At 41.9% G+C, this 18768-nt stretch carries 16 protein-coding genes; all 16 read right to left on the bottom strand.

Going from position 1 to position 18768, the window contains the following annotated elements:
• Positions 1–10 precede the first annotated feature (10 nt).
• The 16 genes from INF29_RS14505 to INF29_RS14910 all read right to left on the bottom strand — a co-directional run bounded on the left by INF29_RS14505 (position 11) and on the right by INF29_RS14910 (position 18473).
• Entirely contained in the window at positions 11–3655 is a 3645-nt protein-coding gene (locus tag INF29_RS14505; protein ID WP_207728122.1) for an ABC transporter ATP-binding protein, read from the bottom strand.
• Positions 3656–3667: 12 nt separating this feature from the next.
• Positions 3668–4039, bottom strand: a complete 372-nt coding sequence (locus INF29_RS04685; protein WP_193484950.1) for a MarR family winged helix-turn-helix transcriptional regulator — start codon at positions 4037–4039, stop codon at positions 3668–3670.
• 132 nt (positions 4040–4171) lie between these two features.
• Positions 4172–4804, bottom strand: coding sequence for a cytidylate kinase-like family protein (locus INF29_RS04680; RefSeq protein ID WP_193484948.1), 633 nt, complete (start codon positions 4802–4804; stop codon positions 4172–4174).
• Positions 4805–4808: 4 nt separating this feature from the next.
• Positions 4809–5456 carry an MATE family efflux transporter gene (locus INF29_RS14690; RefSeq protein ID WP_243184095.1) on the bottom strand — a complete coding sequence of 216 codons (648 nt, stop codon included), beginning with the start codon at positions 5454–5456 and terminating at the stop codon, positions 4809–4811.
• Between the two features lie 48 nt (positions 5457–5504).
• On the bottom strand, positions 5505–6182 hold the full coding sequence (locus INF29_RS14685) for an MATE family efflux transporter (protein WP_243184094.1): 678 nt from the start codon (positions 6180–6182) through the stop codon (positions 5505–5507).
• A gap of 47 nt (positions 6183–6229) precedes the next feature.
• Entirely contained in the window at positions 6230–7051 is an 822-nt protein-coding gene (locus INF29_RS04670) for an NmrA family NAD(P)-binding protein (protein ID WP_243184093.1), read from the bottom strand.
• A complete protein-coding gene (locus INF29_RS14680) occupies positions 7033–7188 on the bottom strand; it encodes a hypothetical protein (protein ID WP_243184092.1) in 156 nt (51 codons plus the stop codon). The genes INF29_RS04670 and INF29_RS14680 overlap by 19 nt, the downstream gene beginning before the upstream one ends.
• 49 nt (positions 7189–7237) lie before the next feature.
• A complete protein-coding gene (locus INF29_RS04665; protein ID WP_193484946.1) occupies positions 7238–7648 on the bottom strand; it encodes a MarR family winged helix-turn-helix transcriptional regulator in 411 nt (136 codons plus the stop codon).
• A gap of 107 nt (positions 7649–7755) precedes the next feature.
• A complete protein-coding gene (locus INF29_RS04660) occupies positions 7756–8514 on the bottom strand; it encodes a nucleotidyltransferase domain-containing protein (protein ID WP_193484944.1) in 759 nt (252 codons plus the stop codon).
• Positions 8483–9757 (bottom strand): RtcB family protein, encoded by a 1275-nt coding sequence (locus tag INF29_RS04655; protein ID WP_193484942.1) that lies wholly within the window; start codon positions 9755–9757, stop codon positions 8483–8485. The genes INF29_RS04660 and INF29_RS04655 overlap by 32 nt, the downstream gene beginning before the upstream one ends.
• Positions 9758–9778: 21 nt before the next feature.
• A complete protein-coding gene (locus INF29_RS04650) occupies positions 9779–11245 on the bottom strand; it encodes a DUF2828 family protein (protein WP_193484939.1) in 1467 nt (488 codons plus the stop codon).
• Between the two features lie 441 nt (positions 11246–11686).
• Complete coding sequence (locus tag INF29_RS04645) at positions 11687–12601, bottom strand: WYL domain-containing protein (protein WP_243184090.1); 915 nt, start codon at positions 12599–12601, stop codon at positions 11687–11689.
• Entirely contained in the window at positions 12582–13835 is a 1254-nt protein-coding gene (locus INF29_RS04640; protein ID WP_193484934.1) for a helix-turn-helix transcriptional regulator, read from the bottom strand. The genes INF29_RS04645 and INF29_RS04640 overlap by 20 nt, the downstream gene beginning before the upstream one ends.
• Positions 13836–14002: 167 nt before the next feature.
• Positions 14003–15157 carry a TolC family protein gene (locus INF29_RS04635; RefSeq protein ID WP_193484932.1) on the bottom strand — a complete coding sequence of 385 codons (1155 nt, stop codon included), beginning with the start codon at positions 15155–15157 and terminating at the stop codon, positions 14003–14005.
• Between the two features lie 16 nt (positions 15158–15173).
• Entirely contained in the window at positions 15174–18308 is a 3135-nt protein-coding gene (locus INF29_RS04630; RefSeq protein ID WP_193484930.1) for an efflux RND transporter permease subunit, read from the bottom strand.
• Between the two features lie 42 nt (positions 18309–18350).
• On the bottom strand, positions 18351–18473 hold the full coding sequence (locus INF29_RS14910) for a hypothetical protein (RefSeq protein ID WP_272872629.1): 123 nt from the start codon (positions 18471–18473) through the stop codon (positions 18351–18353).
• Positions 18474–18768 lie beyond the last annotated feature (295 nt).

The raw sequence follows: 18768 nt of genomic DNA, 5'->3' as shown, positions 1-18768 counted from the left end.
AAAATGCATATCACTCCAGTTCAAATGCTCCTGTGTACAATTGATAATAAGTGCCTTTCTGTGCAATCAATTCCTCGTGACTGCCGCGTTCAATGATTCTGCCGTGGTCCAGTACCATAATGGCTTGGCTGTTCCGAATGGTTGATAACCGATGGGCAATGACAAAAACAGTTCTTCCTTTCATCAGATTATCCATACCATCCTGTACCAATGCCTCAGTACGTGTATCAATGGAAGATGTGGCTTCGTCAAGAATCATGACAGGCAGGTCTGCCACTGCGGCACGAGCAATGGAAATTAACTGCCGCTGTCCTTGAGAAAGACTGGAACCATTCCCTGTCAGGACTGTCTGGTAGCCCTGCGACAATCGTCTGATAAAATCATCTGCATTTGCAAGTTTTGCAGCCGCAATACATTCTTCGTCGGTAGCATCTAATTTACCATATCGAATATTATCCATCACGGTTCCGGTAAACAAGTTTACATCCTGCAATACAATACCCAGGGACTTCCGCAGATCAGGCTTGCGGATTTTCGAAATATCAATGCCGTCATAATAGATTTTCCCATCTGCTATGTCATAAAAGCGATTGATCAAGTTGGTGATGGTTGTTTTTCCGACACCGGTTGCACCAACGAAAGCAATCTTTTGACCCGGTTTGGCAAACAGGGATATATTTCGAAGAACAAGCTTTCTGGGTTCATACCCAAAGTCCACATGCTCCAGACGGATATCGCCGGTCAATTCCCGATAGATTACCTGACCACTTTCCTTGTCAGGCTGCTTCCAGAACCATGTGCCTGTCATTTCGTCTGTTTCTGTAATTTTTCCCTTTTCGTCTTTTTTCCCTTTGACCAATGTCACATAGCCTTGGTCTGTTTCCAATTTTTCATCCATTAACTGAAAAACACGTTTTGCGCCGGCAAGCCCCATGGCAATGAGAGAAACCTGCATGGCTGCCTGTCCGATTGTTTGAGAAAGCTGTCTTGCCATACCCAAAAAGGAAATAATGATACCAACAGATATAGTTCCGATGCCAGCCAAAGACAGATTACCTACCTGAAAATGCAGAAGCAAACCGCCAATGATTGCCAAAGACACGTACATCAGATTCCCTACGTTGTTCAGAATTGGCATCAAGATATTCCCAAATTGAAATGCCTTTTCACTGTCGGAAAAAAGCTGATCATTGATTTTTACAAAATCGCTCTTGCTTTCTTCTTCGTGGCAAAACACCTGTATGACCTTCTGCCCATTGAGCATTTCCTCCACAAAGCCTTCTTCTTTTGCCAAAGATTCCTGCTGTGCCATCATGAAACGAGAACTTGCGCCCCCTACTTTCTGTGTCATAAAGAGCATAAACACAAGGAATACACATACTGCAAGTGTCAGCCAAATGCTGTAACAAAGCATCATGACAAACATAGCCAATACCGTCAGAAAAGACTGCAAAAGCATGGGCATACTCTGCCCGATCAGCTGTCTGATGGCATCTGTGTCGTTGGTATAGGTACTCATAATATCCCCGTAGGAATTTGTATCAAAATATTGGATCGGCAGTGTCTGCATATTTGAAAACATATCATTACGCATATGCTTCAGTGTTCCCTGCGTGACGATTGCCATAATACGTGTGTAGGCAAACGCCGCAATGACACCTAAAATGGAAACCACTGCCATGGTTGTAAGGATGGAAACAAGCTGTGACCACACAGCCCCCATTCCCAACGTAATCCCTGGTGTGATACATTCATCAATAAGCCTTTGCAGGAACACCGTCGCAACAACAGACGCACAGGAGCTGATGACAATGCAAACCATTACCACAATGAGTTCCAGTTTATAATGTTTCATTAAATAGACCGTTAGTCTGAAAAATGTATTTCCGCGTCCGGCATGTTTTTCTATTTCACGCATATCATTCATCCCCCTGTTCCTTGTCTGTGAATCATATACTTCACGATAAATACCATTCAGACGCAACAGTTCTTCATGAGTTCCCTGTTCTGCAATCCTACCGCCTTCCATCACCAGAATTTTATCCGCATCCTGTACCGATGATACACGCTGTGCAATGATGATTTTCGTTGTTTCCGGTATTTCTTTGTACATGGCATTGCGAATCAGAGCATCGGTTTTGGTATCCACTGCCGATGTGGAATCGTCCAGAATCAAAATCTTTGGCTTCTTCAAAAGTGCTCTTGCGATGCACAAACGCTGTTTCTGTCCCCCGGAAACATTGGTTCCGCCCTGCTCAATATAAGTATCATATTTATCCGGGAAACGCTGGATAAAGCTGTCTGCCTGCGCCAGTTTGCATACACGAACCAATTCTTCGTCAGATGCCTCTGCATTTCCCCATTTCAGATTTTCTTTGATGGTTCCAGAAAAGAGGACATTCTTCTGAAGGACCACTGCCACTTCATTTCTCAGCGCTGTAAGATCATAGGATCTTACGTCTTTTCCGCCAACCAGAACAGCCCCTTCTGTTACATCGTAAAGCCTTGAGATAAGCTGGATGAGTGTCGTCTTCCCGGAGCCGGTTCCGCCGATGATACCTACAGTTTCCCCGGCTTTGATATCAATATTAATATCGCTTAAGGCATTCTTTTCGCTTTTTTCTGAATATTTGAAATTTACATTCTGGAAAGATATGCTGCCATCTTTCACTTCTTGGATGCCTTCAGGATTTTTATCCAGAACGCTTTCATGTTCAATCACTTCCACAACACGGTTTGCTGATTCTGTCGCCATGGAAGTCATAACAAATACCATAGACAGCATCATCATGGACGCCAGAATCTGGATGCCATAACTGATGAGAGAGGATAACTCACCTGTTGTTAAGTCTACAGAAACCGTATTTATGATAATATTTGCCCCAAAATAGCTGACCAGAAGCATGGCAATATAAATACAAAACATCATGAAAGGATTGTTCAGAGCCAGAATTTTTTCTGCTCTAGTAAAGTCCTTCCGCACTTCTTCGGAAGCATGCTCAAATTTTCTTTTTTCATAATCCTCACGCACAAAGGATTTGACAACACGGATTCCGGCAATATTTTCCTGCACAGAATTGTTCATTGCGTCATATTTCTTAAAAATTCGTTTGAATATTGGATATACATACATGGAAATTCCCAGCAATACTGCCCCAAGAATAGGAAACATGATTACAAAAATCACTGCCATGCGGACATTGATGTTCATGCTCATGATAATCGAAAAGATCAGCATCAAAGGTGTTCTGACCGCAATTCGTATACTCATTTGGTAGGCATTTTGTATATTCGTTACGTCCGTCGTCATCCTTGTGACAAGAGAGGATGTCGAAAACTGATCAATATCCGCAAAAGAAAATTCCTGTATTCTAAAATACATATCCTGTCTTAAGTTCCTTGCAAACCCACAGGAAGCTGTCGCCGCCGTCTTCCCGGACAATACCCCAAAAATCAATGACAATATCGCCATGATGATCAGTACACTGCCATATTTGATAATCGGCGTCATGGAAGCTCCTGTCATTTCGTCGATTAACTCTGCCATGATAAATGGCAGCAGGCATTCCAAAACGACTTCAGCTGCAACCAGTATGGGCGTAAGCAAGGATGCAGTTTTATACTGCCTTACGCTTTTCAATAAGGATTTCAGCATAGTGACACTCCTTTATTTATTAGATTTCAAGAGATTATGCTCCATTTTTGCAATACAGCTTAGCAGTACATCTTTGTCTTTTTTAGAAAACCCATCCAGAACGGTACACTCTAACTGTTCTTCTGCCTTTTTGAGGTCAGGAATCATTTTTCTGGAATACGCTGTCATAATAATCCATTTAAACCGAGCATCTTCCCCATTTCCCTTTCTTCTTACGAGATTCTTTTTCTCCATTCTGGAAAGCATACGTGACACAGTGGCTTTGGAAATTTGAAATTCCTGTTCCAGATCTTTTTGAAAGACTTTTTTGTGCGCCTGTTCCTGCTTTGCCAAATACAATAGGACAAAAACATACATGCCTGACAATCCATTCTGTATTTCCATAAACTTTGCATCTGCAAATTTTCGAATAGTATGATGCATAATCCCTAAATTTGCAATTATTTTTTGATTCTCATTCATTTCGTATTTGAATTACTTCACCAGATTTCTTGTTTTCCAAAATTTTCTTAGTCATCATGTATCCTGATTGCTGCCGATTGCCAGAAACGCAATCAATTTGGCAGCCATATCGATGCCGACTTTTTCACTATTTATCATTAAGTCATAATTGCTGTAATCTCCCCATTTCTGGTCAGTTACTGCATTGTAGTATACAGCCCTTGATTTATCTGTCTGCAAAATCTGTTTTTCTGCATTTTCTGCGTCCATACCATATTCATTGACTGCTCCGTTGACCCGCTTTTGCAATTCCGCATAGACAAAGCAGCTGAGTACTCCCGGTTCGTCTTTCAGGATATAGTCTGCACATCTGCCAACAATGACGCACGGTCCCTTCTTGGCTAATGCTTGGATTGCCTGACGCTGTGCCAAATAAATCTGCGCATTTAATGGCAGGGATTCTTTGCCGTTTCCACTTAAAACGCCTAATCCGTAACCTGTTCCCATTGCAACATTGTACAGAAAACTATTTGTGATTTTTTCTTCGGAATGGAGTATCTGCTCCTTGGAAAAGCCGGAAATTTTTGCGGTCTGGTCAATAATTTCACGGTCATAAAAATGATAACCTAACTGATCCGCCACCTTTTTTCCGATGAGCCTTCCTCCGCTTCCCAATTCTCTGCTGATGGTAATAATCTTGTACTGCATATGGTTACACCTCTTTCTCTAATATCTTCAATTCTCTGCCTACAATCGCTACTGCCAGTATAAAGGCAAGGGTATCAGCCACAGGTCCTGCCCACAACACACCTAAAATTCCAAGAATACTGCTAAGAATAAATTCTGCCGGCAGCAAAAAGATGATCTGTCTGGACAAAGAAATGACCGCAGATTTCACTGCTCTGCCAATGGACTGCATGAACAATGCTGCCACTGTCTGAAAACCATTGAAAATAGTTGCCAGCAAAAATATACGGAAACATAATTCCGCAAACTGGTTATACAATCCACTTTCCTTACCAAAAATGGAAATAATCTGAACGGGTACAAGCTGATATGCCGCAAAAGCAATCACAGCCAGTATTTCTGCCACAATCACAACACATCGGAATGTCTGTCTCACCCGTTTGATATTGCCTGCCCCATAGTTGAATCCAATGATTGGCTGTGCACCGGAAGCAATCCCGACTGTTGCTGCAATTACCAGCTGATTGACTTTGATGACGATACCTACAACAGCTATGGGTATTTCAGAACCATATTCCGAAAGAGCGCCATATTTTGTAAGCAGGTTATTGATGACAGCCATCACAATGACAATAGACATTTGTGTAATAAAACTGGAAATACCCAATCCCATTACTTTTTTGCAGGAATGAAAATGAATCTTATAATCCGATTTTTTCAGCTAAATGGAACGGAATCGTCTGATATAGTTCAGCCCCATCAAAAAAGTAAAAATCTGCCCGATGATTGTTGCCAATGCCGCACCTTTGACACCCCACTGAAAAACAAAAATGAAAATCGGGTCTAAAATGGTATTGGTCACTGCGCCAACCAACAATGAAACCATGGAATACTGGGGACTGCCGTCTGCTCGTTCAATGGCAGTAAAAACCGTTCCGACCAAAACAAAAGGCAAACCGATGATGATAATCCTGCCGTAATCCATGGCATAGGGATAAAGGGTTTCTGTGCACCCAAACAGATAAACAAGATCTTCCAGAAAAACAGCCATCAGAACAGCAATGATAATCCCCACCACAACAGAAAATGTGATGACACTGCCAATCCCTTTTGCCCCTTCTTCTTTTTTTCCTTCTCCAAGGCGAAGACTTAAAAAAGATGCACCGCCATCGCCCAGCATCAATGCAATGGACAGCATAATCACTGTCAGTGGATATATGATATTTGTTGCGCCATTTCCAAGATACCCTACGCCCTGTCCGATAAAAATCTGGTCGACCATGTTATAAAGGGAATTCACCAACAGGGAAATGACGCACGGAATGGCATATTTGCCAAGTAACTTCCATACAGAATCCACTGCCAGTGGATTCTGCAACACTTCCTGATTCTGCATCATGTCCTCCTTTCCGTCGCTTACGACCTATTTGTCCAAAAAAATATTTTTTAAACCAAATCTTTCCAATGACGAACTTTGTTTTTCCATACATAACTATACTGATCCAGCAAATCGTATACTTCCAAAGGTTTTCTGCCTGTCAGAAGTTCCACATCATGGGTGACAACGCCCATCTGTCCTTCGGAAATACCTGCTTCATTGGTGATCATATCGTTACTGCAAAAAGGAACCGGCGCCTGAGAAAAATCCCCGTCTGTTGTTCTTGGAATATGCAGTGCTTCCAGATATGCTCTGAATTCCTCTTCTGTCATTGGCTTATATTCAAAAGGAATCCCTGATTTTTCTGCAATCATATTACAGATCTCTCTCTGGCTTAAGGGAATGGTACTGGTCAGGTCATATGCTCGATTAGGTTCGCCTTTTCCAAGAAGCAGAGCCGCACCGCATCTTGCACTGTCGTCTTTTGCAATACTTGTGACTTTCCCTTCTCCTGCGGTGGTACCCCATACGTTTCCACTCAACATTGCCAGCATAACAGAAGTGGTCAAATAATTTTCCATATAAAGATTATTTCTCATAATGTTGTGTTCAATGCCGCTTTCTCTCAGCATTTTCTCTGTGGCTCTATGGTCTGGCAGCACATACTGGTTATAGCCTTCTCTATCTGCGCCAAAAAAGGATGTATAAGTAATATGTTTCACACCGGCTTTTTTGCATGCCTCAATGACTTTTCTATGCTGTTCCACTCTTTTGGGTCCATTGATAATGCTGGAAATAAAGAATAGTCTGTCTGCTCCCTCAAAAGCCTTTGTCATTTGTTCCACATCATCATAATTGGCTTCTTTTACAGTTACTCCTTTTCCTCCCAAGCAGTTTTCTTTTCCATAGGCACTCTTGCAAGGTTTGGACATGTAAAAATCAAATCTGTTCCTGCAACGTCTTCCAACATATTGTTTGCCACTCTGCCTGCCAGTTTGCCATCTGCACCTGTAACCAAATATTTCATAAATATTCCTCCTTTTTAAGTCGCTTGCGACCTATTAATGTAAATTTTTTTATTTGATGTTTTTGGTTAATTTTTTTATCACGCCGGAAAGAGATTCGATTTCATCCATAGACATCCCTGCAAAGATACGTTCTGTAATTTTGCCGATCTTCTCCTCAATAGCAGTTGTCATTGCTGAACTCTTATCTGTAAGAACAATTTTTTTATAGCGTCTGTCACTTTCCAAAGGTTCTGTCATAATCAATTTTTTCTCTTCCAGACGATTTAAAATACTGCTTACCGTTGGATGTGTCAAACCCAAACTATGTTCAATGTTTTTCTGGCATATTTCCTGTGTACGGTTCATGTTCAAATAACCAATCACATATGCCTGCATATATGTAATATCCAGTTCCGCTAACTCCTGATTCAGCACTCTTTCAATGGCTGTGTTCAGAATCTTAAATTCGATGATATCCATATCATGACCCCCTAATCCGTCGCTTACGACATATCTTAGTTGAATTTTTGTCATTTGTCAAGAACATATAAAAAACCGGCACAGAAAATACTTCTTGTGCCGATTTGCTACATAGTCTGCAATTGCTGCAAAAACAGATCATCCAATTCCTGCCAGTCGGCGGGGTTTGTTTCTTCCAAGGTTTTTAAAATATTTTGGATATCTGCAATGGAATCTTCCAGATATGTATTGATTTTATCCACTTTCGCAGTCATTTTGACTTCGGGTGAATTTTGTTTTAAATCCAGCAGCCTGTTTACATCTGCCCGTAATGCATCCGGAAGTTCTGCCTCCATCAGTTCTGAAAAAAGCATGGGAGGCGGTGTTTTCTTCTCCAGAATCCATCGACATGCCAATACAGGTCTAAGTACATAAAAATATTTTTTGACTTTGACCATGTCTCCTTCCAGATACTCTCGTTTGTTTTTTTCTGCCATATGGATGTAATGATAGAGACTTCTCTTTGTGGAAAAGTAATTTCCCATCATTGTTCTGAACATTTCTGCAAAAGGTGTTTCCATATATACAATGGGTGAAGAAAACCATTCAAACAGCGTAGGATTCGATTTTCGGAAAAGCCGCAATGTTTTCTGCAAGTCCCATCCATTGATATCCAAAACGTCATCCAAGGGCAATTCAATGACATCCCGCGTTTTTTCTAAACGCAAATAGTACTCTTTCTGACGAATATAAATGAACCGTACATCATAGTCGCTGTCAGTAGAAGGAAATCCCCATGCGCGGCTGCCGGATTCCACTGCAAGCAGGATGCGAACATGTTCATTTTTCTCAATTTCACGGAGTTTTCTGACAATCGTCTGTTCCATCGGCTTCCTCCTTCTTTTTCATCCAAGGTGCGTCTTCATTGGATGCTTTGAAATTATAAATGGGCTTCATCACATCCATGACTTCCACTGTTTCGCCGATGACATCCAGAATATCTTCCAATGATTTGTAAGCCATAGGCGCTTCGTCCAGTGTGTCCTCGTTAACAGAAGTTGTGTAAATCCCTGCCATGGCTTCCTTGTAAGATTCCATATTCAGAGTTTCTCTTGCTTTTGCTCTGGACATGACACGCCCTGTTCCATGGGGCGCAGAATCATTCCATTCTGGATTGCCTTTTCCCACTGCAATGATAGAACCATCCCGCATATTGATGGGAATGAGGACTTTTTCTCCAGCGTGAGCCGCAATGGCACCTTTGCGGAGAATCATTTCATTCACATCAATATAGTTATGAACGGTATGGAAAGATTCCACAGCAGTCATGCCTGTTCTCTCCAGAACGATTTCTGCCATTCTTTCCCTGTTCCGCTTTGCAAAACGCTGGCAGATTTCTACGTCATACAAATAATCATCCAGGAATGTTCCATAAAGCCAGCAAATATCTTCTGGAACCAAAAGTTCCTGTGTTTCATAATTTTTCTTCAGTTCTTTCAAAGCATCCTGAATCTCTGCCCGTCTGCCTTCTGCCTTGTATGTATGAATGATTTCCTCTCTTTGACGGAAATAATCCTCTTTTCCCATATGCAGGTCAACAGCCAGCTGCTGATATACCTCAGCCACCTGTTTTCCCAGATTACGGCTGCCGGAATGAATCACCAGATAGCAAGTTCCGTCTGCTGCCTGATCGACTTCGATAAAATGGTTTCCGCCGCCTAATGTTCCCAGAGAGCGTTCCAGTCTTTTTGCATCCCGCAAAGAGCGATAACAACGCAGTTTTGTCAGGTTAAACCGTTCCATTCTGCCTTCCCACACGTTTCTGCCAGAAGGAATATAATGACAGGCTTCATCCAGTTTCGCAAAGTCCACTTCTTTTTCCGCTAGTTTTACGGTATACATCCCACATCCAATATCTACCCCTACAATATTGGGGCATGCCTTGTCTTTGACTGTCATGGTTGTACCAACGGTACAGCCCTTTCCTGCATGAACGTCAGGCATAATTCTGATTTTGCTGCCTTCTGTCAGACCATAGTCGCACATACGGCGAATCTGTTCAATGGCAACATCCTCAATGACTTTCGCATAGCAAATAGCTGTATTTACTTTTCCTTTGATTTCTAACATACTGCTTCCCTCCTTTTGAAGCTATGCTGCAATGGGCGCATAACGCTCACTCTGCAGCACTTCCATCATAAATGTATAAGGTGAGAGATTTCCCCCTGCTACCATAGAAAATATCCTTGGTGTCGCGCCGGAAACCAATACAACTCCCTGTTCATTTTTGGTTACGGGCTGCTGGCGGTTTCTGCTGGCTACATTCCAAAAGACAACTTCCGGCAAGCGGTATCCTTTTTCCTTGTATCTTCTCTTGGCGTTTTTGAAAACCGTTTTAGAAGCCTTATTGACACAGGCATTAAATTCCATATCTGAAATAATAATCAGTTTTGCAGGCAATTCTTCCTGGGGAACCTGATTTTTCACCGCTGCCCGCAGAATCAGATCAAAAACTGCTTCCAGATTGGTATCCGCAATTTCTTCAAATGTTGTTAGATATTGCAGTTTGTCAACAAAGGTTTCCCCTTTGATTTCAATCAGCTGCGGTCTTTCAGAAAACTCAATAAAATGATTGCGGAAAACCCCTTTATTCCGTTCTGCGAAGTAAAGTCCCAAGGACAGTGCCACTGCCGCAGGAATGGGGTTTCTACCGCAATACATAGACCCGGAAGTATCAATGACAGCAAGGGCATTTTCTTCTCCGCCAAAATCTGGCAAAGCAGCCCATGTCGCATTCAGCGATGCCTTTTCTTCCGAAAAAGTGCTATTCCATCTTGTATTCAGATAAGATTCAACCAACTCATAGGGTGCCACATGATCTGCATGGAGCTTTGCATCTCCAGTACTTGCTTTGGAGAGAAAAGCTTGATATCTTTCCCTGTCGTTCCGCCAGAAAGCCATTTTGTATTTGAACAGCGCTTTAGAGGGCTGCTGTTCATAATCGAAGGTATAATCTTTTTCACGCAAGTGATTCTCAATGATATGTATTTTGGCTCTAAGTGCTGTCAAGGCTTTTCTGTAAGCTGCGTCGTTCATGCCAAAGGCTCTGGCAACCTTTTTAGCCTGATATACAGTTTCCTGATTGGATGCATTGACAGAAGGCAGCCATTTTCCCAAGAGAGAAACAGATCCTCCTTCTGCAAGTTTTTTCATATCCGCTTCAAACTGTTTCCGCAGATAAATCAACATCTCTTTTTCACAGGGCGTATCCATCAATGCCAAAAGGTCATCGAAACGACCATATTCCGCTACATAAGTCAGATTTTTCTGAACAGATGCAGGTTTATTTTCGGCCAGCCAGCCAAGAATTGTCCGAAACACTTCTCTTTCGCCTAATCCGCCCCGAATATCTCTTGCAAAGAAAAGAAGTTTCATGGCTAAATCCGCATCTTCTGTATACGCCTGCACAAAACGTGCAATGATTTCTTTTTCACTTTGTCCGCGCAGTGCTCCAATGGTGGCAAACAAATCCAGACATTTAGAGCCTGTAGAAACATATGCAGCTGCGCCATTTTCTGTTGTGGTCATATTGGCTTCCTGTTTCATGTATTTTAACATCATGATCCTCCTTTTCTTTATTATCACAAGGCACCATATAAAGCGGGGCCAGCTCGCACCAATGGTCTGAAACCATCGAATGTAAAGTAAAATCCATCATTTGCTGTTGGTGCCTTTTTCAATTTTCACAAGGCGCATCTTTTACAGATTTACATCTGCCTGCACCGAGGATTTCTAGCCCTCTACAGTTCGATTGCTGTCTACGCCTTTTTCATTTTTACAAGGCGCAAATTTCGCAGATTTCCATCTGCCGTTGTTGAAGGGTTGATTCGTCAACAGTCTGCATTGGGTTTGCTGTATGCGCCTTTCATTCAGAGAATCATTTCCTTGTACTGATATGTATCTCCTTTGGATATGTATCTCCTTTGGATTTGTGTCTCTGTTTGTATCTTTATTCTACCTGTTATTTCCAATCTCATCACGGAAAAAAAGTTGCGAACATCAAAGTCCGCAACTTTTTTGATTCAGTAATCTCTGTTTTATTAAGTTTACAAAATGCTGTGGCGCCGTTACTTTTATCAATGGTCCAAAGGAAAGAATACGAATGACCATCTCCGTTTCATCCTCTTTGTCATAAACAACCGTAATACGGTAATGCTGATCATCCAGCTTTTCTGCCTCTTTTTCACAATGGGCAAAATGAAGCAGTACCCTTTCCAATGCCTTTCTTTGGTCAAAGAGTTCAAAAACTACTTTACGTTGTTGCTCTGATTTTCTCGTCAGATGCCTTGCCATCCCATCCTGACATCTTTCACAGCTTATAATTCTCCCTAAATTGATAGTACTTCCGTAACGGTCAGAAGAACCGATCAATCGAAATTTATCGTCCTTTTCCGAATATTCCAGACACTTGGGCATTACATTCATCTGCAATGGATTACCTCTGCGGTTTTGCAGTGTAATCTTCAGCGGATACTGCTGTTTGATGGCATCCAGAATGATGCGAAAATTCCGAATATATGCTTCATCTGTGTAATCATCACCGTCTGCGTAACGGTCAAACACAAGGATATCCTCTGGCAAAAAAAGCGGTTCCACATCTGGGAAATCAAAAATATCATCACCAAACAACCGCATGCGAGGATCGTTGGCAATGGCTTTCAGCCACCGTTTCTCCAAAAGAGTCAGCGGCATAGCAGGCTCTTTATGCAGAGGTGTTGTGCCATCTAGCGTAATGAGCTGCCACCTTTGCTCCTCGATAGCAGGCAAAATATGCAGCAGGCTTTCCCCAAAAGCATGTTTCCCTACAATGTGCTGCATTTCTTTTGCTTCCAACGGATGATCTGTTGCCGCTTTCAGGATAGCTGCCATCGTTTGGTAATATATACTGTATAATTCACTGAATATCATGTTCATCACCATCTTCCAAACCATAAAGGGCATACATTGCATACATGTCTTCCCGAAACTTTTCTTCCAGTTTTTCATTGGAAATATGAATTTCTGTAATGCGGCAGATAAATGTCCGAATCCATGGAATCAGTTCACTGGCATCATATACATCCGCCGTAAACCTGCATGTATTTTCGTCCAGATGTTCTACGGTTCCGCAACGTTTTTCCCGTTCCAGCCGCTTGGGAATGTGCTGTTCCCCTTTCCCATAACGAATGGTAAATTCCACATGCTCCATACGATTTCCCCATCTGCTTTGTGTGCTGACACCCCACATATTTTTCTGCATTTCTTCCAGCTTCTGCCGCATATGGTCAAAACGTTCACTGACCTCTCCCATTTTTACAGATACAATATGATCTGTCCGAAAGGACAAAATCCGCCTGAACCTTGGAGAATATGCAATGAGGTATTGTCTGCCGCTTTGCGCACTGACCATGACGCGAAGAGGAACTACATGGGATTCTGAAGAACGTTCCTTATGGCGATGACATGTTTCCAAGAGAATGCTTCGTTTTTCTCGTATTGCCATAAAAACAGTACACAGAATTTCACTGTCTACGGCACCAGTAATATAATGATGTTTAAAGGAAAAATGGTCATTTTGTTTCTTTGTCTGGTCCAGCAAAAAGGAGCCAATAACGCCGCAAGGCGCAACTTCGGAGAAAAAGTCCAGAATATCTCCATCCAAATCATACTTTGACATGGTCCAGCGATAATACATGGTTTTCCCTTGCTTCTCGCCTGATACAATTCCTTCTGAAATATATTCTTTCAGCTTTTTTCGTACAGTGGAAACATCAAAAGTTTTCGGTTCCTGAAAAGCAGAAAGGTATGTATCGATCTGCTCCATGATTTCCGTCAGGGAAAGAGCATCCTCTGCGGAAGCAAAAATATCCATCAATATAAAATGCAGCGTAATATCTCCATCGGTGAAACTTTTTGTTTTCCATGCGGTGTAGAGAGGGTTGTGCTGTACAGCCCTGCTGTCAATGGAGATAAAAACATTCTTTCCATCTGCGTTCTGGCGGAATCGCATATAATCTCCCAGCCAGCTTTCCAATCTCCTACGTTCATCATCATAAGAACGCGCACTTTTTCTCGTATATTCTTCTCGGCTTTTAAAGCCATAGACATAAAACTCCCGCATATACTCACGGATGCGGTTAAAATTTTTCACCAGTTCACTGTATGCCATGGCTTCCCCTCCTTTGCCCCATTTGTTCTTTTTTGATTGCCACTCTATTTTTTATTCTACCAAAAAAACAAAAAGAAAGATATGCGAAATTCTAAATGAAAATCACATATCTTTCTATATTTTTATCCTAGCTCACAAATTATGAAAAGTCACTTTTATGTTTGATTTTACAACAATTCTGTATTTTCCAACTGATAAACTTTCATGTCATGGGAATATACAATCTGCTCCAATGTGTTTTCTGCTTCTTCCACATCCAATTCCGCTTTTGTCACATCCAACGCTGTATTTCTGCCCAATGAATAATTCAGTTCTGCCAGTTCCAGATTGGATTTTGCTGTTTCCAGATTCCGCTGGGCTGTTTCATACTGGTTTTCCAGTTCCTGCACCTCATTATAAGCATTCTGAATTGCCAGTTCTTTATCTTCTTTGGCTGTTTTCAAAGTGCTTTTTGCTTCTTCATAGGAATACTTGTTGGAAGCAGACTGAGAATTTGTACTGGACATGGACATATAGTTTTTGTTGAATTCAGCATCGTCCACATTCTGTTCCAACTGTTTGATGGTATAGTCTGTATTCAGCTTATTTTGGATATACTGTGTCATACTCTGCCCCATTTCATAGGGAGTGTATTCTATATCGTATACCAATTCATATTCTGTATCATCGCTGATACCCAGCAGCTGATTGAAGGAGCGATATTCTTCCTCAATGGTTCTTTCCAGTGTTTCCACATTGTCCACTGCCGTCTTATAATCTGTTTCCAGTGTACGCAGATTGTAGTCACTGATAAGCCCCATTTTGTTTTTTGTCTGACCCTGCAAATACTGTGTTTTCTTCACCTCTGCCTCTTTTTTCGCAACTTCCAGAGAGCTTTCGTCACTTAGGATAGAAGTAAAGTAACTTTTTACAGTAGATTCCAATGTCAGCTTTGTGATTTCTTCTGTATAACGATTCTGCGTCATACTGCTGCTGATAGATTGAATCTGAGAATAGATGCTGTAAACTTCATCATCCACCCACTGCTGATAGCTGACAGTAGGCACTGAGAAAGAACCGGTGATATCCCAGATATCTTCCTTCAAATCCTGCAGATATTCTGCCTTTTCTGCCACATTATCCAGATCAGAGCTGTTGTCTTCTGCCAGTTCCAGCGCTTCTTCATATGTCAGCTGCCAAACGCCGCTTTCTTCTGTACTTACAGTACCTTCTTCGGAAGTGCTTTCTGCTGCAGTTTCTGTACTGGTTTCTGCTGCAAAAGCAGTCGTTGCAGTTGGCATCATCATCGTCAACGTCAGCAGCAACGCCAATTTATACTTCATAAAAAACCTCCTTTCTTTAGCAGCATTCCTGTTCAATTTCATAAGGATTTGCCTTCTTAGTAAATTTCATCTTATTACGGAATGCCTGCACAAAACGATCCAAAATCATGTACAGCAAAGGAACGACTACCAATGTCAGGAATGTAGATGCCGCCAGACCGCCGGCAATGACAAGACCCATGCCCTTCAGTGTTTCACTGTTGGTACCATTGGAGAAAATCATAGGGAACTGCCCCAAAATTGTCGTCAATGCTGTCATCAGGATAGGTCGTAATCTGGTAGGACACGCAGTCAAAATGGCATCTACCAGAGAATAACCATCTCTGTTTCTCAAAATATCAATATAGTCAATCAATACAATACCATTGTTTACAACGATACCTACTAGCACCAGACAACCGATCAAAGCCATCATGCTCAGAGGTTCTCCTGTAATGAACAGCAGGAAGATTGCCCCAGTAAATGCCAGAGGAATGGTAAACATAATGATAAAAGGATTTACAAAAGATTCGAACTGTGCTGCCATGACCATGTAAACCAGCGCGATTGCCAGTACAATGACCAGACCCAAAGAGGAGAATGTATCATTCATCATCTCATTGCTACCGCCCAGCTTCACACTGTAGCCATCAGGTACAGTCATCTGGTCGATGATTGCCTGAATATCGTTGCCGACACTGCCGCTGTCACGACCATATACATCACAGGAAATGGTTACATATCTGCTCTGGTCATCTCTGGAAATGGAAGATGGTACATTTTCCATAGTGATTTCAGCAACAGAGGACAAAGGAATCACCTTACCGTCACCTGTCATAATAGACAGATCATTGATATCACTCAATGTTGACATACTGTCATCAGGGAATACGATACGAATATCCATTTCTGTACCGTCTGCTTTCAATGTGGTTGCTGTAAAGCCAGAAACGGTATTTCTTACCTGACTTGCAATATCAGAGCCTGTCAAACCATACTGTCTTGCACGTTCTTTATCAATTTTCAATGCAACTTCTGTATCCTGATCTTCCAGAGAGCTGCTTACCTGACGCACACCTTCCACCTGTTCCATCTGGGATGCAATCTGGTCACTGATTTCCTGCAGTTTATCCATATCATCACCATAGATTTCTACAGATACACCACCGCCCATCATAGAGCCCATACTGGAACTGGAGGAAACGCTGATTTCCGCGCCAGCGATATTCTTCACAGAATTACGTACTTCTTCTACAATTTCATCTGTACTGCGGTCACGTTTGTTTTTGTCAACCAATACACAGCTGATGCTGCTTTCTTCAGAACTGCCCATGATGGAACCGGAAGAACCAGACATCGTAACGCTCATGGATACCATTTCAGGAATCTGTTCCAGAATTTCTTCCACCTGCAGGGACAATGCATCCACTGTATCCAGATTGCTGCCCTTTGGTGCTTTCACGGTTACAGAGAAAGTACCTTCGTCAGAGGATGGCATCAATTCCATACCAACGGACGGAAGCATACACAGGGAAGCAAGGAATACAAGCAGAACGCAGGAAAGCGTTCTTTTCTTGTGCCAAACTGCCCATCTCAAAAATCTGCCATACAATTCGCTCAGTTTTTTCATACCGATATCGAACATGTTCAGCATCTTATTGATAAAGTCCAGTTTTTTCGGTGCTTTATTTCGATGTACATTATTTACATAGTTACCTGCCAGCATAGGTACCACTGTCATGGCAGAGATCAAAGACATTGCCAGAGAGAATACAATGGCAAGAGCCAAGTCTGTCATCATCTGCATCATCATACCTGATACGAAAACGAAAGGAATGAATACAACAATGGTTGTCAATGTAGATGCGATCAAGGAAGACCGCACTTCTCTGCCGGCACGATAGGTTCCTTTTACCTTACCGTAGCCAAGAGTGGTACGATAACGGTAAATGTTTTCCAACATAACGACCGAGTTATCTACCAGCATACCAACACCAACGGACAAACCGCCCAGAGAGATCATATTCAGTGTGGTGCCGGAGAAATACAAAAATACGAATGTACCAATAATGGAAATTGGCATGGAAACAGCAATAACGCCTGTCAAACCAATATTTTTCAGGAAAACAAACATAACCAGAACGGAAAGAATGGCACCTGTAAAAATATTGGAAACAACGTTCATAACGGAATCTTCAATGGTACTGCCAGATTCACTTACCACTTCATTGGTCATATCAGGATATTCCGCATTGAGTTTTTCCACTTCATCCAAAATATTATTTACAGCTGTTACGGTATTACCGTCACTGGACTGTGTAACAGAAAGTGTGACACAGGATTCTCCATTATAACGGCTGATAGATGTAATTTCTTTTTGTGTTTCTGTAACGGTAGCAATATCACCCAAACGCATGACTGTACCATCTGCAATCTGAATTGGTGTATTTTTAACATCTTCAATGCTTTCCATCTGCAGTTTTGTACTGATAGTCATGCTCTTTTCGCCATAAGAGATGCTGCCGCCAGACTGGTTGCTGTTTTCTGCGGAAAGGGTCTGCCCGATGGAAGTCATGGTCAGCCCCAGACCTTCCAGTCGTTCTGGATCGATCTCGATCAGGATTTCCTGTTCTGTACCACCCATGATGTCTACAGAAGCAACGCCTTCCTGACGTTCCAGACGTGGTTCGATATCATCCTCTGCAAATGATTTCAATTCATCAGATGTCATATCATCGCCGGAAACAACAATTGTTGCAATAGGCATGGAATTCATATCCATTTTCATGATATTAGGAGAATCACAGCCATCAGGCAAAGTCGCTTCTACCATGCTCAATTTATCACGCAGGTCTGTAATGGCTGTATCCAGATTGGTTCCATAATTAAATTCAATGGAAACCATAGAGCTGCCTTCTGATGATGTGGAAGAAATGGATTCTACATTTTCTACATTGGCAACGGCACTTTCGATTTTTTCTGTAACCAGATTTTCTACCTCTTCCGGTCCAGCGTCTTCGTAGGTCGTCATAATCATGACCGTAGACATTTCCGTTTCAGGTGTCAATTCCATTTCCATTTTGGTAATGGAAACCGCACCCAGAATGATAATGATGAACATAACCATCATGATCGCAACGGGACGTTTGATGGAAATCTTCGTAATATCCAAACATATCAACTCCTTTGTTTTAGAAATCCGCAGAAAAATTTATCATTCCTGTTCTGTTTCTTCTGCGGTGGTTTCCTGTTCTGTTGTCCCGTTTGTAATATTTACAGTGTTGCCATCTGACAAAAAGTCCTGACCTTTGGTAACAACTGTATCACCAATGCTCAAACCACTGGTAATTTCGATGTATGTATCATTTTCCAGCCCTGTTTCTACAGTTGTTTTATGGGCAATGTTATTTTCGTCTACTACAAATTTGTCTATTTTTAGAAACGAATCAGGACCACCGGCTTAGCCGGTGGTTTGCTCTGCCCCTAGAAGGGGCTCTTACCAGCAGCGCTTGCAAGCGCATTGAAAGTCCGCCAAGTGCTCTACTTTCTCAACTGCCGCCCTTGGCGGCTATTTTTATTTGTTCCCTTTTACTTTTTCACCCGTGAACGGGTCAATGTACTCACTTAAACTT

Origin of the sequence: Anaerotignum lactatifermentans, assembly GCF_014982935.1 — a bacterium.
GTDB classification, from domain to species: domain Bacteria; phylum Bacillota; class Clostridia; order Lachnospirales; family Anaerotignaceae; genus Anaerotignum; species Anaerotignum lactatifermentans.
Note: the sequence above shows the minus strand (reverse complement) of the source record. Positions and strands in the feature narration are given on the sequence as shown.

What these genes read in the sequence shown, in the direction of transcription:
- INF29_RS14680 (WP_243184092.1), bottom strand. Translation starts at nt 7,188, where the DNA reads ATGAAATATTTGGTTACAGGTGCAGATGGCAAACTGGCAGGCAGAGTG.
- INF29_RS14505 (WP_207728122.1), bottom strand. Translation starts at nt 3,655, where the DNA reads ATGCTGAAATCCTTATTGAAAAGCGTAAGGCAGTATAAAACTGCATCC.
- INF29_RS04640 (WP_193484934.1), bottom strand. Translation starts at nt 13,835, where the DNA reads ATGGCATACAGTGAACTGGTGAAAAATTTTAACCGCATCCGTGAGTAT.
- INF29_RS14690 (WP_243184095.1), bottom strand. Translation starts at nt 5,456, where the DNA reads ATGGGATTGGGTATTTCCAGTTTTATTACACAAATGTCTATTGTCATT.
- INF29_RS14685 (WP_243184094.1), bottom strand. Translation starts at nt 6,182, where the DNA reads ATGATGCAGAATCAGGAAGTGTTGCAGAATCCACTGGCAGTGGATTCT.
- INF29_RS04680 (WP_193484948.1), bottom strand. Translation starts at nt 4,804, where the DNA reads ATGCAGTACAAGATTATTACCATCAGCAGAGAATTGGGAAGCGGAGGA.
- INF29_RS04665 (WP_193484946.1), bottom strand. Translation starts at nt 7,648, where the DNA reads ATGGATATCATCGAATTTAAGATTCTGAACACAGCCATTGAAAGAGTG.
- INF29_RS04655 (WP_193484942.1), bottom strand. Translation starts at nt 9,757, where the DNA reads ATGTTAGAAATCAAAGGAAAAGTAAATACAGCTATTTGCTATGCGAAA.
- INF29_RS04685 (WP_193484950.1), bottom strand. Translation starts at nt 4,039, where the DNA reads ATGGAAATACAGAATGGATTGTCAGGCATGTATGTTTTTGTCCTATTG.
- INF29_RS04660 (WP_193484944.1), bottom strand. Translation starts at nt 8,514, where the DNA reads ATGGAACAGACGATTGTCAGAAAACTCCGTGAAATTGAGAAAAATGAA.
- INF29_RS04650 (WP_193484939.1), bottom strand. Translation starts at nt 11,245, where the DNA reads ATGTTAAAATACATGAAACAGGAAGCCAATATGACCACAACAGAAAAT.
- INF29_RS04645 (WP_243184090.1), bottom strand. Translation starts at nt 12,601, where the DNA reads ATGAACATGATATTCAGTGAATTATACAGTATATATTACCAAACGATG.
- INF29_RS04635 (WP_193484932.1), bottom strand. Translation starts at nt 15,157, where the DNA reads ATGAAGTATAAATTGGCGTTGCTGCTGACGTTGACGATGATGATGCCA.